The 17863-nt window shown below is 67.4% G+C and carries 19 protein-coding genes; 6 read left to right on the top strand and 13 right to left on the bottom strand.

Features of this window, described 5'->3' with window-relative positions; all coding sequences use genetic code 11:
* Window positions 1-53: 53 nt before the first annotated feature.
* Window positions 54-644 carry a hypothetical protein gene (locus ACVWZN_RS12720; protein ID WP_456954135.1) on the bottom strand — a complete coding sequence of 197 codons (591 nt, stop codon included), beginning with the start codon at window positions 642-644 and terminating at the stop codon, window positions 54-56.
* Entirely contained in the window at window positions 641-1174 is a 534-nt protein-coding gene (locus tag ACVWZN_RS12715; protein ID WP_456954134.1) for a hypothetical protein, read from the bottom strand. Before ACVWZN_RS12715 ends, ACVWZN_RS12720 begins: the two co-directional genes overlap by 4 nt.
* Window positions 1175-1505: 331 nt before the next feature.
* On the opposite strand from ACVWZN_RS12715, the gene ACVWZN_RS12710 reads away from it, so the two are divergent.
* The gene (locus tag ACVWZN_RS12710) at window positions 1506-2222 is read left to right on the top strand and encodes a 2OG-Fe(II) oxygenase (protein WP_456954133.1); all 717 of its coding nucleotides are present in this window, start codon (window positions 1506-1508) and stop codon (window positions 2220-2222) included.
* Complete coding sequence (locus ACVWZN_RS12705) at window positions 2219-2554, top strand: hypothetical protein (RefSeq protein ID WP_456954132.1); 336 nt, start codon at window positions 2219-2221, stop codon at window positions 2552-2554. The genes ACVWZN_RS12710 and ACVWZN_RS12705 overlap by 4 nt, the downstream gene beginning before the upstream one ends.
* 13 nt (window positions 2555-2567) lie before the next feature.
* Here the strand turns inward: ACVWZN_RS12705 and ACVWZN_RS12700 are convergent, their stop codons facing one another.
* The 3 genes from ACVWZN_RS12700 to ACVWZN_RS12690 are packed head-to-tail and all read right to left on the bottom strand — an operon-like array spanning window position 2568 to window position 4190.
* The gene (locus tag ACVWZN_RS12700) at window positions 2568-2783 is read right to left on the bottom strand and encodes a hypothetical protein (RefSeq protein ID WP_456954131.1); all 216 of its coding nucleotides are present in this window, start codon (window positions 2781-2783) and stop codon (window positions 2568-2570) included.
* The gene (locus ACVWZN_RS12695) at window positions 2780-3211 is read right to left on the bottom strand and encodes a response regulator (RefSeq protein WP_027083635.1); all 432 of its coding nucleotides are present in this window, start codon (window positions 3209-3211) and stop codon (window positions 2780-2782) included. Before ACVWZN_RS12695 ends, ACVWZN_RS12700 begins: the two co-directional genes overlap by 4 nt.
* 7 nt (window positions 3212-3218) lie before the next feature.
* A complete protein-coding gene (locus ACVWZN_RS12690) occupies window positions 3219-4190 on the bottom strand; it encodes a sensor histidine kinase (protein ID WP_456954130.1) in 972 nt (323 codons plus the stop codon).
* A 152-nt stretch (window positions 4191-4342) separates the two neighbouring features.
* Here ACVWZN_RS12690 and ACVWZN_RS12685 point away from each other — a divergent pair, with 152 nt between their 5' ends.
* A complete protein-coding gene (locus tag ACVWZN_RS12685; RefSeq protein ID WP_456954129.1) occupies window positions 4343-6136 on the top strand; it encodes an SLC13 family permease in 1794 nt (597 codons plus the stop codon).
* Here the strand turns inward: ACVWZN_RS12685 and ACVWZN_RS12680 are convergent.
* The 3 genes from ACVWZN_RS12680 to ACVWZN_RS12670 form a co-directional block, all read right to left on the bottom strand.
* A complete protein-coding gene (locus ACVWZN_RS12680) occupies window positions 6081-7268 on the bottom strand; it encodes an ATP-binding protein (RefSeq protein WP_456954128.1) in 1188 nt (395 codons plus the stop codon). The genes ACVWZN_RS12685 and ACVWZN_RS12680 overlap by 56 nt on opposite strands.
* Before the next feature lie 391 nt (window positions 7269-7659).
* Complete coding sequence (locus ACVWZN_RS12675; RefSeq protein WP_456954127.1) at window positions 7660-8922, bottom strand: cation:proton antiporter; 1263 nt, start codon at window positions 8920-8922, stop codon at window positions 7660-7662.
* A 60-nt stretch (window positions 8923-8982) separates the two neighbouring features.
* Complete coding sequence (locus tag ACVWZN_RS12670) at window positions 8983-10071, bottom strand: PA0069 family radical SAM protein (RefSeq protein ID WP_456954126.1); 1089 nt, start codon at window positions 10069-10071, stop codon at window positions 8983-8985.
* A gap of 157 nt (window positions 10072-10228) precedes the next feature.
* Here ACVWZN_RS12670 and cls point away from each other — a divergent pair, with 157 nt between their 5' ends.
* The 3 genes from cls (at window position 10229) to ACVWZN_RS12655 (ending at window position 13498) form a co-directional block, all read left to right on the top strand.
* Window positions 10229-11656 carry a cardiolipin synthase gene (gene cls / locus ACVWZN_RS12665; protein ID WP_456954125.1) on the top strand — a complete coding sequence of 476 codons (1428 nt, stop codon included), beginning with the start codon at window positions 10229-10231 and terminating at the stop codon, window positions 11654-11656.
* 376 nt (window positions 11657-12032) lie between these two features.
* A complete protein-coding gene (locus ACVWZN_RS12660; protein WP_456954124.1) occupies window positions 12033-12293 on the top strand; it encodes a hypothetical protein in 261 nt (86 codons plus the stop codon).
* 428 nt (window positions 12294-12721) lie between these two features.
* Complete coding sequence (locus tag ACVWZN_RS12655; protein ID WP_456954123.1) at window positions 12722-13498, top strand: pyridoxine 5'-phosphate synthase; 777 nt, start codon at window positions 12722-12724, stop codon at window positions 13496-13498.
* 569 nt (window positions 13499-14067) lie between these two features.
* Here the strand turns inward: ACVWZN_RS12655 and ACVWZN_RS12650 are convergent.
* The 5 genes from ACVWZN_RS12650 to ACVWZN_RS12630 all read right to left on the bottom strand — a co-directional run bounded on the left by ACVWZN_RS12650 (window position 14068) and on the right by ACVWZN_RS12630 (window position 17857).
* A complete protein-coding gene (locus ACVWZN_RS12650) occupies window positions 14068-14487 on the bottom strand; it encodes an ExbD/TolR family protein (RefSeq protein WP_456954122.1) in 420 nt (139 codons plus the stop codon).
* Between the two features lie 9 nt (window positions 14488-14496).
* Window positions 14497-14913: an ExbD/TolR family protein gene (locus ACVWZN_RS12645; RefSeq protein WP_456954121.1), complete on the bottom strand. Its 417-nt coding sequence runs from the start codon at window positions 14911-14913 to the stop codon at window positions 14497-14499.
* Between the two features lie 32 nt (window positions 14914-14945).
* On the bottom strand, window positions 14946-15719 hold the full coding sequence (locus tag ACVWZN_RS12640) for a MotA/TolQ/ExbB proton channel family protein (RefSeq protein ID WP_027083655.1): 774 nt from the start codon (window positions 15717-15719) through the stop codon (window positions 14946-14948).
* A gap of 67 nt (window positions 15720-15786) precedes the next feature.
* A complete protein-coding gene (locus ACVWZN_RS12635; RefSeq protein WP_027083656.1) occupies window positions 15787-16446 on the bottom strand; it encodes an energy transducer TonB in 660 nt (219 codons plus the stop codon).
* Window positions 16447-16603: 157 nt separating this feature from the next.
* Window positions 16604-17857: a tetratricopeptide repeat protein gene (locus ACVWZN_RS12630; RefSeq protein ID WP_456954120.1), complete on the bottom strand. Its 1254-nt coding sequence runs from the start codon at window positions 17855-17857 to the stop codon at window positions 16604-16606.
* Window positions 17858-17863 lie beyond the last annotated feature (6 nt).

Raw genomic sequence — 17863 nt, 5'->3', positions numbered from 1 at the left:
CTCTCTCCTGTTGACGTGGGTTGCTTGACGCGGGATCTGCCTAGCTGCCGTGGTTACGGCGTGCCCCCCGGCAGTTGGAGCACGATCGCGTTCGTCGACGCATTGCCGACGCCCGCTGTCTGGTTGATCTGCATGACGCCGCTGGGCGCCGCGATCGCACCGGCGTCGATGCGCGCTTCGCGCGTACCGCTCGACGTCGGCGTGGTGGTGCTGGTGGATGCAGGTGCGGCGGTGGCGGCAAGTGCGGACTCGTCGACCGACTGCACGAAGCCGGCGCCCGCGGCGGTGCCGATCGCGACGAGGTTGGCCTGCGCGTTAGCGCTGCCGGCCGCCTGGTTGAGGCCGACGACGCCGGTGCTGTTGCCGAGCGCGCCGCCGCTGATCGTCGCCTTGGCCGAGCGCGTGAGATCGGCGCCGGTGGTGTCGACGGACTGCGCGCCGAAGGCGAGCGCGAGGCCGACATCGCCGATCGCGATCGCACGAAGATTGGTCTGCGCATTGCCGGTGCCGGCGGCGACGTTGAGGCTGGCCGCGCCGGACACGTTCGCAGCGGCGTTGCCGTCGATGCGGCTTTCGTCGTGCGACTGCGCGGCGGCGATCGGTGCGATCGCGAGCAGCAGGACGGCCACCGCCACACGCGTCACGGGCCGGCTCCGATCGCGCTGGCGCGCATGGTCGCGGCGGTGATCGTGTCGGCGATGCCGGAGGTCGCGCTCATCACCGCGCCACCGATCGAACCCATCGCGCCGGATGAGCCCATCGGCGTGCTGACGCCGCCCGCGCCGAGCGGCCGGCCGTCGCGGAGTTCGGGCATGTCGCTGCCGAACCGGGCCGGGTCGGGCTGGGCACCGAGCGCCGTCGGCGCGGTATCGCCGAGCGAGGCGTCGCCCACCAGGCTCACCATCATTCCGTCCAGCGCACGGTTGAACACGCGGGTCGGGAAGACGGTCGCGGTGACGCGCGCCGGGTTGTCGGTGGTGTCTGCAGGGCCCCGGTAGGCGATGCGCGGGTTGACGTCGCGAACGAGGACCATGGTCTGGTCGACCGCCGCGTCCATCTGCGGGGGAACGAGCGTGTCCGGGGGAGCCACCACCGGGTCGCCCGCGCAGGCCGGTCCCGCCACGAACGCGGCGGTGAGGGTCAGCAGCAGGGCGGTACGGCGGGGAAGGGACACGGGCGCACTCCGTCGGGGTATCGCCCTTAGAGCCAGTCGCGTGCCAAGTTTTTAAGTCGTTGTTCGGAAAGGTGTTTCTCCCGTGAAGGCTGCGGCCGCTTGGCCTCCGACACCGGGAAACGTTGCACGGATGCAACACGGGTCAGGCAGAATTCACCGACATCGCGACGCCGTGACAGCGGCCATTGCCACGCTCCCGCCCGCCGGACGACGCAGGGCAACGGTTTGCGCGCCCAAGCGGCGGTCGGCGCGAGCGGTCGCGGCCGTGTTTCATCCGCGCAACCGCGACCCGCGTGCGAGGATCAGCGCCCCGGCCGAACTCCCCGATCGCATGAGCCCCGACGCCCCCGCTCCGTCCGACGACTTCATCCACGTGGTGGACGGCGCGCTCGACGCGGCCTGGTGCGCGCAGGTGGTCGAGCGCCTCGCCCGCAGCGCCGAGCTGCAGCCGGGCCGCATCGGCGGCGGCGTTTTCCCGGACATGAAGGACAGCCGCGACCTCGCCATTTCAGGGCGCGAGGACTGGCGCGACGTGGTCGAGCCGCTCAACGAGGCGGTGATCGCCGGCCTGCGCTCCTACGTGCGCCGCTGGCCGCATACGCTGGTCGCGCCGCTGATGCTGGAGACGCAGGAGGACGGCAAGCGCCACCGTCTCACCGGCGAACGCCTGCAGGCCATGGACGATGCCGCGCTGACGCCGCTGCTCATGCAGATCTTCCGGCCCGGCATGATCAACCTGCAGCGTTACACCGCCGGCCGCGGCGGCTATCCGTACTGGCATTGCGAGCTGATGCCGCGCGACGCGAGCGCCGAGACGCTGCATCGCCACCTGCTGTGGACGGTCTACCTCAATGACGGGTTTACCGAAGGTGAGACCGAGTTCCTCTACCAGCGACGCAAGGTCGCGCCGAAGACCGGCTCGCTGCTGATCGCGCCCGCCGCGTTCACGCATACGCATCGCGGCAATCGTCCGCAGGGCGGCGACAAGGTGATCGCGACCAGCTGGATCCTGTTCCAGCGCGCCGAAGTGCTGTTCGGCGCGCGATGAGCGCGATGCATCTCTACGAGGTCATCCGTTGGGGCAACGAATCGGACGACGTCGACAGCGGCGGCCCGGATGGCCCGGACACCTGCTTCCTCGTGCGTGCCGTTTCGGTCGAAGACGCCGCGTCACTGGTCGACCGCGAACTCGCGCGCATGCCGAGCGAGTACGTGCTGCCGTTCGCCGGCGCGGTCTATCTGCTCGGCGACGATGCATCGACGCAGGCGAACGCGATGATCCTGCGCGGCCCGTACATCACGCGCGCCTATCGACATGGTTGGCGTCATTGGTATCGCGACGCGCCCGACGCGGCGTGGGACGAACGCATCGATCGCTGACCGCGCGTTTCGATCAGCGCTTCGCCGCGAACGTGCTCAGCACGACAATCGCCAACACGCCTTCGACCGCGCCGAAGCACCACGCCGCCGGTCCCGAATGACCGATCGCTTCGATCCCGGCGTGCGCGTCGATCCATCGCCAGAGAGGCGCGAGTGCGAACGTCGCGACCAACGCGACGGGCAACGTAACGAGCAGGGCAAGCGCGACATGCGTCGCGCGACGGCTCAAGGCCGCGAGTGATTCAGCACGAGCCAGTACAGGCCGACCTGCTTGACCGCCCACACGAACTGCTCGAAATCCACCGGCTTCTGGATGTAGCTGTTCACGCCCAGTGCGTACGTGGCTTCGACATCGAACGGCTCGGTACTGGTGGTCAGCACGACGACGGGCAATGCGCGCGTCGCTTCGTTCGCGCGGATCGCCTGCAGCACTTCGCGGCCGTCGACCTTCGGCAGGTTGAGATCGAGCAGCACCAGCGAGGGAAGATCGGCCGCATCGCGATCGGCGAAACGACCGCGTGCGAAGAGATAGTCCAGCGCTTCGGCGCCGTCACCGACCACCGCGAGCTGGTTCGCGATCTTGGCTTCGTCGAACGCGAGCCGGGTCAGCTCGACGTCGTCCGGATTGTCCTCGACCAGCAGGATTTCTTTGTGCATCCGCGCCTCAGTCATCGACAGCGGGCAAGTCCACGGTGAACGTGCTCCCCTGACCCTCGGTGGACTCGGCTGTGACATGTCCGCCATGCCGATGCGCGATGCGTTGCGCGATGGCGAGACCGAGCCCGTGGCCTGCGCCCTGGTCCAACCCGTGCAGGCGCTGGAACGGCTGGAACAGCTTGTGAGCATACTGCATGTCGAAACCGCTGCCGGTGTCGCGGATCAGCAGACGCATGCGGTTGCCGACGCGTTCACCGTGTACTTCGACGCGTGCATCGGCCGCGTTGCGCGTGAACTTCCACGCGTTCTCCAGCAGCACCTTGAGCATCTGGCGCAGCAGGCGTTCGTCGCCCACCGCCTGCAGGCCGGGCTGTACGTCGACGGCGACGGTGCGGCCGGGTTCGAGGTCGTGCAGTTCGGCCAGCGCCCATTCGCAGAGGATCGACACGTCGACCTCCGTCGGGTTCATCGGCGCGCTCGCCGCACGTGAGAGTTCGCCGAGCGCGAGCAACAGGCCGGACATGCGCGTCGCGGCGGCGCGGATGCGGGAGAGATGCATGCGCTCGGATGCGTCGAGCTTGGCCGACGCGCGGTCCTCGAGCAGCTTGGCGAAGCTTTCGATCGATCGCAGCGGCGCGCGCAGGTCGTGCGCGACGGTGTCGGCGAACATCTGCAGCTGGCGTTGTTCGGCATGGCCGTCGGCCGGCGCATCCAGCCATTGCGCCAGCCAGTGCGAGGCGTCGACCGGATGCACGTGCAGCTGCCCGCCCGGCAATGCTGCGAGCGTCACCGGTGCATCGACCGATGCGATGTCGGCCAGCCGCGGGTCGAGTTCGACCAGCCGCGCATCGGCGGCGATGTGCAGGCGTCGGGTGAACGCGGCATTGGTCGCGATCACGCGCCCGTCGGCCGCGACCAGTGCAGTCGGTGCCGCGCACGCCGAGAGCCACGCCGCGGGGGCGACGGCCGTCGGATCCATCCGGTCGGTCGGCATTGAGGTGGGCACGGGGAAGGCCGGCTCGCGGAAACCACCGAGTGTAGCCAGCAGGGGTGACGGGGTGGTCCACGGACGCTCGCGTCGCCTGCACCGGCCGCGATGGCAGCATCGGCTTCGACCGTCGCGGCGCGCCCATGGATCTCCACCAGATCACGTTCCTGCTGATCCTCGCCGGCTCGCTCTACCTGTTCGTGAGCGAGCGGCTGCGCGTGGACGTGACCGCCATGCTGACGCTGCTCGCGCTGGTGCTGACCGGCGTGCTGGATTCCAAGCAGGCCTTGTCGGGTTTCGCGAGCGAGCCGGCGATCATCGTCGCCGCGGTGTTCGTGATCTCGGGCGCGCTCGCTGCCACCGGCCTCACCGAACGCCTGGGCCAGTGGATCGGGCGTGCCGCAGGCCAGGCCGAATGGCGCGCGGTGCTGGTGATCATGCCGGCGGTGGCGGCGCTGTCATCGTTCACCCACCACGTGATGGTGACCGCGATGATGTTGCCGATCGTGACCCGCTTCGCGCGTGCGCGCGGGCTGTCACCGTCGCGACTGCTGATGCCGATGTCGCTGGCCGCGTCGCTCGGCACCACGCTGACATTGGTCAGCGCGCCGGCATTCCTGCTCGCCGCCGACCTGCTCGAGCGCACGCACACCGGCCGCCTCGGCATCTTCTCGATCACGCCGATCGGCCTGGCGCTGGTCGCGATCAGCATCCCGTACATGCTGGTCGCGCGCTGGATCCTGCCGCGCGGCGCGGGCGCGGCCGACGATTCGGACTGGATGACGCTCGGCCAGTACCGCACCGAGCTCTGCATCGTCGAAGGCGAACGCTGGAGCACGCGACCGCTCGCCGAACTGAAGGAGATGCTCGGCGACACGTTCCAACTGCACGGCTGGGTGCGCGACGGCCGCGTGCGCGACGACCTCGGCGACAACAGCCCGCTGATCGCCGGCGACCTACTGCTGGTCGAAGCTTCCGCCGATGCGATCGCGTCGCTGCACGATGATCCCGGCCTCGACCTGCACGCGGTCCGGCGTTTCGGTCACGAAGTCGACGGCGCGGGTGACACGCAGCTCGTGCAGGCGCTGGTCGCGCCGGCGTCGGAATTCATCGGCCGCTCGCTGCGCGAACTCGACTTCGCGCGACGCTTCCACACCGTCGTCGCCGGTTTATGGCGACGTAGCGGCTTGCAGTCCGCGCGCGTGGCGGATCAGCGCCTGCGCGAAGGCGATCTGCTGGTGCTCTACGGCCGCGCGTCGCGCTTCGCCGAACTCGCGGCGCACCACGGTTTTTTGATGCTGATGCCGTTCGCCGGCGAAGCACAGCGCCGCCTGCGTGCGCCGCTCGCGCTCATCATCCTAGGCGTGACCGTGCTGGTCGCCGCGACCGAATGGCTGCCCGCGCCGCTCGCCTTCCTGTTCGGCGCGGTCGCGATGGTGGCCACGCGCTGCGTCGACGTCGAACGCGCCTATCGCGAGATCGACGTACGCATCTTCGTGATGATCGCCGGCGTCATCCCGCTCGGCATCGCCATGGAGTCCACTGGCACCGCGCAGTTGCTGGCGAACGGGCTGCTGCACTTCATCGCGCACTGGCCGGCGCTGGGCGTGCTGCTGGTGATGTTCGGCGCCGCCGCGCTGCTCACGCAGATCCTGTCCGACGGCGCGACCACCGTGCTGCTCGCACCGATCGCGCTCAACATCGCCGAGTCGCTGCATCTGCCGGCGACGCCCTTCGTGGTGTGCACGGCGCTGGGCGCAGTCGTCGCATTCCTCACGCCGATCGGCCACCACGGCAACCTGCTGATCCTCGGCCCCGGCCAGTACCGGTTCGCCGACTTCCTGAAAGTCGGCGCGCCACTCACCGCGACGATCGCGGTCGTCAGTGCGTGGATGGCGCAGTGGTTATGGCTGGGTGGTCCGTTATGGCCGATGTGAGCGACACCGCGACCGGTGCGCTTCGCGGCATGCGCAGTTCGAAGATGGTGCCGTGTTCACTGTCGGAGCTGACGCGAAGCGTGCCGCCATGCGCCATCGCGATTTCCCGCGCGATGTAGAGGCCGAGCCCGAGGCTGGTGGTGCGCGTGGTCGCGGCGGGCAGCTGCACCAGCGGCTTGAAGATGCGCTCGATGTCCTCGGCAGGCAGCGGTCGGCCCTGGTTGATGACGCGCACGACGAGATCGTCGGCATGGCCTTCGGCTTCGAGCCGTACCGGGCAACCGCTCGCGCCATGCTGCGCGGCATTGACGAGAAGGTTGGTCAGCAACTGCTGCAGACGCACGGGATCGGCATGGCTACAAAGATCGCCGTCGAGCTGCATTTCGAACTGTGCGTTCGGATACGTCGCACCCGCATCGACCATCGCGGCACGCACGACGTCGGCAAGATCGCATTCGACCAGCGAGGTTGGAATGCCCGGACCCATCTGCACGCGCGTGTAGCCGAGCAGGTCGTCGACCATGTGGTTCATGAAGCGCGCCGAGCGCGACGCACGTTGTCCGAGCTGCCGCGCCTGCTCGGGTGAGACGCCGCTACCGGTCAGCAACTGGCCGATCATCGCGACGGTGGCGAGCGGCGATCGCAGGTCGTGGCCGAGCACCGCGAGGAACAGGTCGCGCGCGACGTTGGCGCGTTCGGAATACGCGACGATCGACTGCGCGAGCGCCTGGTCGATGGCTTCGTTGAACCGCACCATGTCGTCGAGTGTTTCCTCGTCGACTTCGCCGACGGTCGGCAGCCACCGGCGCAGCACGGTGGCGCGCAGTGCGCGGAATTCGGCGCTGAGCTGCAGCAGCGAGAAGTCGCTGTCCTGGCGCAGTGCGCCGTGGATGGCCGCAGCGGTGCGCGGGCCGCGCGCGTCATCGGAATCACCCTGCGACTTCGCGAACTGCTCGTCCTGCGACTGCGGCGACTCCAGATCCAGCGCGACCGCATGCAGGATGTCGCGCGCGTGGTCGCGCAGCGCCAAGTCGGTCATGTGCGACTCGCCCGGCGCGTTGCGACGCGCGAAGTCCTCCCAGTCGGTAAGGATCGCGTCCATCTGCGTCTGGATGAATCGGGACAGCTGCATCGAAAGCTCCTTGCGACGACTCGGGCGTGCGTGCCGGACGCGAAACGTCTGATGGCGACGTCGGGAGTGCGGAGTGCGATGCGGCGGTGGCGGCCACCGGTGTCGATGCAGTGTAGGCGTTCGGTGAACTGCACGCGCCGCGGTCGGAACAGTCGCCCGCCACCGCTTGCGAGCGGATTCGAGCTGCCTGCGTCGATGCCGCGCGTTCGGCAGTGAATGCCAGCGAGCGTCGCCCGGGTTCCACGCGTCCCGCTTAGCGCGCGATTTCGTCGTGAACCATCCGGTCCGGCCCGGTATCGCGATCGCGTCGACCGTCACCGCGGGGTTGATGGCGTACCGACGCATCCGTGGCGCGTCGGTCCGTGCTCGCGCACCCTTGGCCGCGGCACGATCAGTGCACGGTGGGAGCGAGCCCCGACCGCGGCGACGACAGCGCGCGCACGATCACGCGGCGAATGGTCAGGCCCTGCACCAGCACCGAGAACACGACGACCGAATACGTGAGCGCGAGGATGAGGTCGCGCGCCGCGCCGGCCGGCAACGACAGCGCGAGTGCCACCGAGATGCCGCCGCGCAGACCGCCCCAGGTCAGCACCTTCCACGCGCCGTGCGGTAACCGGAACAGACGCGGCGCCGCCTGCATCGGCAGGCCGACCGCCAGCCAGCGCGCGAGCAGCACGAGTGCGATCACCGCGGCGGCGGTGGCGAGCGTCGCGCTGTCGAACGGCACCAGCACGATCTCCAGTCCGATCAGCACGAACAGCAGCGCGTTGAGCATCTCGTCGAGCTGTTCCCAGAACAGGTCGACGTGGTGGCGCGTGGTATCGCTCATCGCCTGCGCGCGGCCGCGGTTGCCGGTGAGCAGGCCGACCACCACCAGCGCGAGCGGCCCGGACACGTGCAATGCCGTCGCGAGCCGATACCCGCCGAGCACCGCGGCCAGCGTCAGCAGCACTTCGACCTGGTAGTGGTTGATGCTCCGCAGCAGCAGGAACAGCGCGTACCCGACGACCGCCCCAAGCAGCAGCCCGCCGCCGGCTTCATGCGCGAGCACGCCGAGGCTGTGCGACCACGTCGGCGCCTCGCCGCGTGTCGCCATCTCCAGCAACACGGCGAACAGCACCACGCCGACGCCATCGTTGAACAGCGATTCGCCCGCGACCACCAGGCCGACGTCGTCCGGCGCATTCGCCGTGCGCAGGATGCCCATCACCGCGATCGGGTCGGTCGGCGAGATCAGCGCGCCGAACACGAAGCACCACGTCGGCGCCAGCGGAAACCCGAACAGCGGCAGCAGCCACCACAGCGCGACACCGACGATCAGCGTCGACAGCACGGTGCCGCCGACGGCGAGCACGCCGACCTGCCAACGGAACCGCCGCAGCAAACTGACGTCCACGTGCAACGCGCCGGCGAACAGCAGCATCGACAGCAGCCCGTCCATCAGCAGCCGCGAGAAGTCGATCGATTCGACCAGCCGCGTCTCGAGGTCGTGCAGGCTGGGAAAGCCGAGGCGGTCGAGCAGCACGAACAGCACCGACATCGACAGCGCGATCGCCATGACGCCGATCGTCGACGGCAGCCCGACGAAGCGCGCGTTGAGATACGCCAGCAGCGCGGTGACGACGAGGCAGATGATCGCGATGTCGAACATGGCATGACCGATGGCGGGATCGCCGCAGTCTAGCCATGCGCAACGTGTTGTCGCGCGACGCTAGAACAGCTCGCCCTGTGGCGTGGCCTTGCGCGGCGGCGTGAACCGGCTGGTGTCGAGGTCCGGATAGCGCGTGTAGCCGAGTCGCGCACGCGCCTTGCGGAAGCGTTGCTGCACGAGTTGCGCGAACACGCCGGTGCCGGTCATGCGCGTGCCGAAGTCGGCGTTGTAATCCTTGCCGCCGCGCATCTGCTGCACCAGGCTCATCACGTGCGCCGCGCGCTCGGGGTAATGCAGCTCGAGCCACTCGCGCCAGACATCCTTCAACTCGTGCGGCAGGCGCAGCAGCGTGTAGCCGGCTTCGCGCGCGCCGTGCGCGTGCGCGGCTTCGAGGATGTGCTCCATTTCCATGTCGGTAATCATCGGGATCACCGGCGCGACCATCACGCCGACCGGCACGCCGGCGTCGGTCAACGCCTTCATCGCGCGCAACTTCGCATGCGGGGCGGATGCGCGCGGTTCGAGTTTGGATGCGAGCCGGTTGTCGAGCGTGGTCACCGAGAAATGCACGCTGACGAGGTTGTCGCGCGCCATCTGTGCGAGCAGGTCGACGTCGCGTTCGATCAGCGCACTCTTGGTGACGAAGCTCACCGGGTGCTTCGTCTCCGCGAACAGTTCGAGCACCTGCCGGGTGATGCCATAGCGGCGTTCGATCGGCTGGTAGGCGTCGGTGTTGATGCCGAGCGCGGTGGCCTGCGGCACGTAGCCGGGTTTCGCGAGTTCGTCGCGCAGGCGTTCGAGCGCGTTGGTCTTCGCGAACAGCTTGGTCTCGAAATCCAAACCGGGCGACAGGTCGAGATACGCGTGCGACGGCCGCGCGAAGCAGTAGACGCAGCCGTGCTCGCATCCCCGATACGGATTGAGCGACTGCGAGAATCCGACGTCGGGCGACTGATTGCGCGTCAGGATGGTCCGCGCGCGCTCTTCGGTGACCGTGGTCGCCGGCTTCGGCGCGTCGATCAGGTCTTCGTAGACCGAGCCCCAGCCGTCGTCGGCGCCCTCGATCGTGGTCACCTCGAAACGGCCGGCCACGCGCGACGCGGCGCCACGGCCCTTGATCGGCTTCTGCGGCTTGCGCGCGTCGGTCATCCGCCGATTGTCGGCGGCGCGCGTCTCAACCTGTGCGACCGCCGCGTCACGGCCGCTTGGTCGGGCCGGCCGTATGATCGGGCGCCCGCTTTCCGATGCCATCGATGCGCGCCGCCCTGCCCGTCCGCCCGCAGTCCACGCCGCGCCGGTCCTGCCGATGCTGAGCCTGCTGCACGCGTTCGACGCGCTGGTCACCGCGCATCCCACGCTGGGCGCGTGGCTGTTCGCGGGCTGGCTTGCCTACCTGATCGGCCTCGGTCTGTGGATCGTGATGCAGAAGCGCGAGCCGGCGGCGACGCTCGCCTGGCTCATCAGCCTCGCCGTGCTGCCGTACATCGGCTTCCTCGTCTATTACGTGTTCGGCCCGCAGCGAATCCGGCGTCAGCGCCTGCGTCGTGGGCGCGCGCGTGCACGCATGCCGGAGACGTCGGGCAGCGTGGATGCGGCGGAGTCACGCGAACTTGCAAGGCTTGGCCTGGCAACGACGCGCCTGCCTGCATCGACCGCGACCGACGTGCAGATGCTGGTCGACGGCAACGCGACCTACGACGCGCTGTGTACCGCGATCGCACAGGCACAGGAACACGTGCACCTCGAGTACTACATCTTCGAGCCCGACCGCACCGGCACGCGCGTGCGCGATGCCCTGGTCGAACGCGCGCGTGCTGGCATCAAGGTGCGACTGCTGGTCGACGCGGTCGGCTCGGCGAAACTGAGTGCGCGCTTCCTCGCACCGCTGACGGACGCGGGCGGCGAAGTCGCATGGTTCCATCCCATGCTCGCGCGCTGGCGGCGTCCTTGGCTCAACCTGCGTTCGCACCGCAAGATCGTGATCATCGACGGACGCATCGGTTTCACCGGCGGCATCAACGTCACCGACGAGGAAGACGAAGGTCTGCGCGGCGACGCGTATCGCGACCTGCACCTGCGCCTGGAAGGCGACGTGGTCGGCTCGCTGCAGCAGGTCTTTCTCGAAGACTGGATCTACGCGACCGGACAGAAGCCGCCGAGCATCGCGCGACAGGACAACGTGCAGGGCGACGTCTCCACGCAGGTGCTGGTGTCGGGTCCGGACGGCCCGTGGGAAGCGATCCACCGCATGCATGTGTCGGCGATCCACGGCGCGCGCCAGCGCGTCTGGCTGGCGACGCCCTACTTCGTGCCCGGCGAGGCCGCGATGATGGCGCTGACCTCGGCCGCACTCGCGGGTTTGGACGTGCGGCTGCTGGTGCCGCGTCGTAGCGACTCACGGCTCGTCACCTACGCCGCACGCTCCTACTTCGACGACCTGCTCGCCGCCGGCGTGCGCATCCACGAATACGGCCCGCGCCTGCTGCACACCAAGGCACTGCTGTGCGACGACGAGATCGCGATCATCGGCAGCGCGAACTTCGACCACCGCAGCTTCCGGCTGAACTTCGAGGTCTCGATGCTGTTCCGCGATGCGGGCATTGCGGCCACGCTCGCCGAGCTTCTGCAGCACGACATGTCGCAGGCCCCGCGGGTACGGCCGGATCGGCGTCGCGCGTTCTTCCGTACCAAGTTGCCGGAAGCGCTGGCACGGTTGATGTCGCCGTTGTTGTAGGCGTTCCGGGTTGGCGCTGCGTTGGTGACGGACTGCCGTTCGGCGTGTCGCAAGTGGTTTGCGGCTGACGTTGCGGACGATGAGTGGGAGCGTTGCGAACGCAGGTGCGTGCGCGGCTTGATGGATCTCCAACCCGAACGTCGCGGCTTTGCGGCTTTGCGGAAGCTCACCAGTGATATCCGCCTCGGATGACCGGCGCGTTATGCCGTAGATAACGCGCGGTATTTGATGTGCGCGGCGCGGGCGACTTCGTTCGAGTTGATTCGCGGCTTCGGTAAGCCGGCCGGCACCGATCAAGGGTCGCGTTCGTCGGCTTGACGGCCACCGGACGGCCTGAGCGGCGCTACACTCCGGTGGCTCGCACGAGGAACCGCGCATGTCCTGGCTCTATCTGCTGCTCGCGATCGCCGCGCTGGCGGTCGCCTTCAAGACCGCCTCGACCGCCCTGATGGTGGTCGCGCTGATCGTCGCCCTCGCCCTGCTGGTCGCGTGGCTGATGGGCATGCTGGCCTCGCGCATGGAAAGCCGAAGTGCCGATGCATCAATGATCATCGATCCCGTCGAACTGACCCGACTTCGCGAACAGGCGGAAGCGCGTCGCGCCGCCGTCGACGGGGCGCCGCCGGCGACTGAGTAAGGGTTCGGTTGTTCGCTGCGGTGTTTGCGTGGCGATGCTTGGAACGCCTCACGTCGTCATGAAAGCCGCGGTGCGGTAACGAGCGTGTTCGCGTGCAGGGCTACAACGCATGGCCGGTTTTGGCGGCTGATAGGAGGGCAACGGATGGCGCGACAGCATCCCGGCGTCCACCGCGCTGTGCGGTCAGACCGACGTGCTGATCGCCGATCATCGGCAAGTGATGGAAGCGGTTGCTTTCGGCCGAGGCATTTGCAATCGCGATAGCTTCGTCCTGTCGCCGCGTTGCTCCGAACGCAGAGCCTGTTCGAGGCGCGACACGCCTCGTCTTCGTCGCGGACCTCTTTGACGTCCAGCCGTCGCTGCCGCTTGAGGGTCGCTGCACGCGCTCGCTGTCGGTCGACGCATCTTCGACGCGCTAGGATTCGCGCATGACTCTACTCAGCGTCAACGTCAACAAGATCGCTGTCCTCCGCAACTCACGCGGCGGCGCGGAGCCCGACGTGGTCCGCGCCGCTGCGACCTGCCTCGATGCGGGCGCCGCCGGCATCACCGTGCACCCACGGCCCGACGCGCGCCACATCACCGAGCGCGACGTCCACGCGCTCTCGGCACTCACGCGCGAGCGCGTCGTCGAGTTCAACCTCGAAGGCAACCCGTTTGCGCCGCCTCGCGCCGGCTACCCGGGGTTCCTCGCCCTGTGCGAGGCCGTCCGCCCGGCACAGGCGACGCTCGTTCCCGATAGCGATGCGCAGATCACGTCGGACCACGGTTTCGATTTCGCGTCCGACCTCGGCGCGCTACGCGAACTGGTCGCCGCGTTGAAAGCTCTCGGCTGCCGCGTGTCATTGTTCGTGGATGCGGACGACGCGGCTGCATCGGTGTCGATGGAGCGCGGCGTGGAACAAGCGGCCGTCGTCGGCGCCGATCGCGTCGAGCTTTACACCGGCCCGTTCGCGGAGGCCTTCGCCGCGGGCGATGCGTCGACAGCGCTTGCAGCCGCGCGAACGGTAGCGACGCGCGCGCAGGGCGCCGGCCTCGGCGTCAACGCAGGACACGACCTGAGCCAAGCGAATCTCGGCGTGTTCGTCCGCGAAGTTCCGGACGTCCTCGAGGTATCGATTGGCCACGCATTGATCAGCGAAGCTCTGTACGCGGGGCTCGTCCCAACCATCGCGAACTACTTGCGCGTGATTCAAGGCGAGTAAGCGTAAGCGTTGCGTGGAATGTAGGTGTCGTTCGTTGGATTGCTACGTTGGCGAACAGTGCGCACCGCATGTGAGTCGTGCACCGCAACGCGGCTTACTCCGACCGGCAAGCGAAATCCACACGTCATGTCGCTAGCAACCTTTTAGGCGCGCTCACGGGCGCACGATCGCAGCGCGGCGGAGAGCGTCTCGCGACGACGAGCGGCGGACGCTAGCGGGCGGCGGGGTCAGCATCGACACGAGTGCGGCTCGATGCGCAGACCGCGAATGTTCCAACGCAGCAACCGCGTGCTTCGAGAACATCGTTGCCTTGATCTGGCGCGTACTCGATACGCACGAGCTACCTCACCATTACGCGGATGAGGTAGAGCGCTGCACGCAACTAATGCAGAGCCGGACAACGCGTTCGCGCGTCCGACGCTTGCGCGCGGTGCAAGCCAATGCACTGCGCGCGATCGCTGTGAAGGACCAAAAAAAACGCCACCCGAAGGTGGCGCTTTCAACAAGGTAAGCGTTGTTACGTGTTTTCGATCGCGCCTTTGTTCGAATTCTGGCGCGCCGTAAAGCGATTACTCGTTCGGCTGGACGAACCCGATCTTGTCCATCTGCGCGTTCTTCGCGTCCGCCAGAACCTTGGCCAGCACTTCGTACTGCGCCTGGCCGTTGACGTCGATTTCCAGACGCGGCTGGTTCGTCGGATCGCGCTGGACCGTCTGCGTCATGACGTTCTGCAGCTGGTTCAGGGCGATCGGCGCGTTGTCCCAGAACACGGTGCCCGACGCGTCGATCTTCAGCGAGACCGGCGGCGGCGGTTCCTTGTCCTGCGGCGGCGGGTTCAACGTCGGCTGCGGCAGGTTGATGTCGATCGGGTACGAAAGGGTCGGCGCCGTCACCATGAAGATGATCAGCAGCACCAGCATGACGTCGACGAGCGGCGTCACATTGATGTCGGCCATGGGGCCGCTGCCGGAGCCTGTGCTGAAAGCCATGACGGTTCCTTACCTTTCTTTGGTGGCAACGAAGCCGACCTTGCGCATGCCCTGCTTCTGGGCCATCTGCACAAATTCGTTCAACGTCTGGTACTTCGTGGTCTTGTCGCCGCGGATGTTGATCTGCGGCTGCGGCGTCTGCTGCGCGGTGACCGAGAGCTGGCTTTCGAGCGCGTTCTTGGTGATCGCCTCGTCGTTCCAGTACACCGATCCGTCTTCCTGGACGGTAAGCGTGATCGGCGGCACCGGCGGCATCTCCTCAGTACGCTTGTCGAGGTTGGCCTGGGGCAGTTCCACCTTCACTTTGTGGGTCATGAGCGGTGCCGTGATCATGAAGATGATCAGCAGCACCAGCATCACGTCCACGAGCGGGGTGACGTTGATCTCGGCCATCGGGCCGCCGCTGTTGCCTGAACTGAAGGCCATTTTCGACTCCGGTTAGGACGTTCGACCGGGGATCAGCGCTTGACCGGGACTTCGCCGACGCGCGCGCCGGTTGCGAAGAAGTCGTGCAGGTCGTGCGCGAACGTGTCGAACTTGTTGTTCGTGACGCGGTTGAGGCGGTTGAAGAAGTTGTACGCCAGCACCGCCGGGATCGCGACGAACAGGCCGAGCGCGGTCATGATCAGTGCTTCACCGACCGGACCCGCGACCGCGTCGATCGACGCCTGGCCGGAAGCACCGATGCGGATCAGCGCGCCGTAGATGCCCCACACCGTACCGAGCAGACCGACGAACGGAGCGGTCGAACCGACGGTGGCGAGCACGGTCAGGCCGGCTTCGAGACGCGAGGACTCACGGGTGACGGCCTGGCGCAGCGCGCGGTCGACGAACTCGGAGCGGTTCAGCGACTCGACGAGGCGCGAACCTTCGTGACGCTGATGGTGCGCGGCGGCCTGGGCGGCGTCGAGCGCGATCTTGGAGAACGGCTCGAAGCGCGGCTGCTCTTCCATGTAACGGATCGCATCCTGCGCGTTCGGGGTTTCCCAGAACGTGCTGATGACGCGGTCGCTGGTGGTGCGCAGACGGGTGTTCTTGATGAAGTTCATGACGATCCAGTAGATCGACATGGCCGACATCAGGGTCAGGGTCAGGAGGACGACCCACGAAATGATGTACTGACCCGGGCTACCGGTCATTTCCTGGAGCAGGTGCAACGGGCCCATCTGCGTCAGGGCATTTGCGGCGTTGCCTCCGGTGGCGGCGGCTTGGGCGAGGGTTTCCTGCAGCATGACGCTTACCTTTGTTGAGTAGTTGAAAGGTGGTGCAAAGGAATACTGGGATCAGGTCGTGGGCCGCTTACTGCAGCGACCACACCACCGGTACGACGGCCGTGCCCGGATCACCGGGGCAGACCTTCCAGCGGCGTACCGCACTGACCGCAGCACGGTCGAGGTCGCGGTTGCCGGCGCTCTTGCGAACACTGGCATCGGTGATGGTGCCGTCGCCCGTCCAGGTGACCTGGACAACCGTAGTGCCTTCAGCCTGCTCGCGCAGTGCCGTCGGCGGATAAGCGGGCTGCGTCTTGCTGCAGACGCTGGCCTGACCGTTGACGACGTTCGCAGGCGGCGCAGGCGCGGCGGCCGGCGGCGACGGCGGAGCCGGCGGCGGTGCAGGCGGATCGACCGGGCTCGGATCGTTGTTCTCGATCGGCGGCTGGTCCGGCGGCGGCGGCGTAGGCGTCGGCTGCACGATCTGCTGCTTCGGCGGATTCAGAAGCAACTGCTTCGGAGGTTCCGGCGGCGGCGGCGGCGGCGGCGGCGGCGGCGGCGGCGGCTTGATCAGGTTCACGACGGTGACCTGCTCTTCTTCCTTCTGCACCTTCGGCGCGGTGGCCGGGACGAGAAGGAGCAGCAGTGCCGCGACGTGCACGGCGATAGCGGTGGACACACCGGCAATACGAGGCCAGTTCAGTCCTTCGCTATCACGACGAGTGGCGTGGGAGAAGTCTTGCGTCATGCGCCATTGCTCAGGAGGGAATTCCGGACGCCATGGCGCCTCGGGCGTGGTTCAAACCCATGGGATCTTCACGCCCGTGGGAACTGGCAAGCATATACCAAACGGCGGCAGCGGTTCCAAGCGGTTTATGCATGCTTGTGACCGCTGCCGCGTTGTTTTACTTGCTCGGCAACGCGAGGATCTTCTTCGCGTCCTCAGGCTTCTTCAGTCCCTTGTCGAGTGCCTTCTGCGCGGCCGCTTTTGCTTCGGGAATCCGTTGCTCGTTTTTCAGGAGCAGCGCGAGATTCATGTAGGCCTGGCCGTCCTTCGAAAGCGGGCCGGCCTTGTTGTAATTCTCGATGGCCTTGTCGACGTTGTCGCTGAAGTAGTACGACTGCGCGAGCGAAAGGTACACGCCGTAGTCGGGCTTCAGGACGCCCTTCGAGACGCCTTCGTTGATGACGTCGATCGTCTGCTTCTCCTTGCCTTCCATGTTGGCGTAAAGCGAGAACAGCTGACGATAGTCCGAGTCGTCGGTGAGCTGGCCCGACGCACGCATGTGCTCGAGCGTGGCAACCGCCTTGTCGTACTGCTTGGCCTGGATGTAGTTCTGCGCAAGGTTGAACTGAGCCTGCTTGTCGCCCGGGTTGCCAGTGGCCGACTGCTCGGCGAGGTGGATGGCTTCGTCGGCCTTGCCGGTGCGACGAAGCGAGTCGGCGAGCAATTGCTTGAGATCGTCGCGCTCGGGCTGCGCGGCAACGGCCGGACGCAGCGCCTGCACCGCATCGTCGTAGCGACCAAGGCGATACAGCGCGTTGCCCTTGACGGCGAGCGCCGCCGGATCATTCGACTTGGTTTCGGTGAGGAAGCGGTCGACCGACGTCAGCGCGCCGGCGTAATCCTTGGCTTGGACCTGCAACTGCGCTCGCTGGAGCAGCAGGGTGAAGTGCTGATCGTTGTCGAGGATGTTGGCGTCGACGGCGGTGCTGATGTACTTCAGCGCGGCGTCGTAATCCTTCGCGCCGATCGCGACCTGCGCGGCGAGCTGCGATGCGAATGCTTTCTCGTACGGCGTCGCTGCGGCGTCGGCGATGATCTGGTCAGCGCTTGCGCGCGTCTCGGCATCCTTCTTGGCGTTGAAGAGTTCGACGAGGGCCTGCAGATGCTTCGCGCCCTTGGCGGATGCCTTGGCGCCCGGGTTCTGGCGCGTGGCGTCCGGATAGCGCACGGCCGTCTGCGTGTCGGCAGGCTTGCTGGTGTTCTGCTGCTGCGCGACTTCCTTCGCGCGGCGCGCTTCACGGCGACCCGCGATGCTGGTCGAGGACGTGTCGGTCGCTTCCTGGGCGTGCGCAATCGGCACAAGGGTGGCGACGGTCGCGAGCGTTACGAACGCAGTCGCCATCACTTGGCGACGGGCGGGGCGGATCTTCATGGGGGA

The organism is Lysobacter sp. HA35, from assembly GCF_054061195.1.
This window is presented reverse-complemented; position numbering and strand designations above follow the sequence as displayed.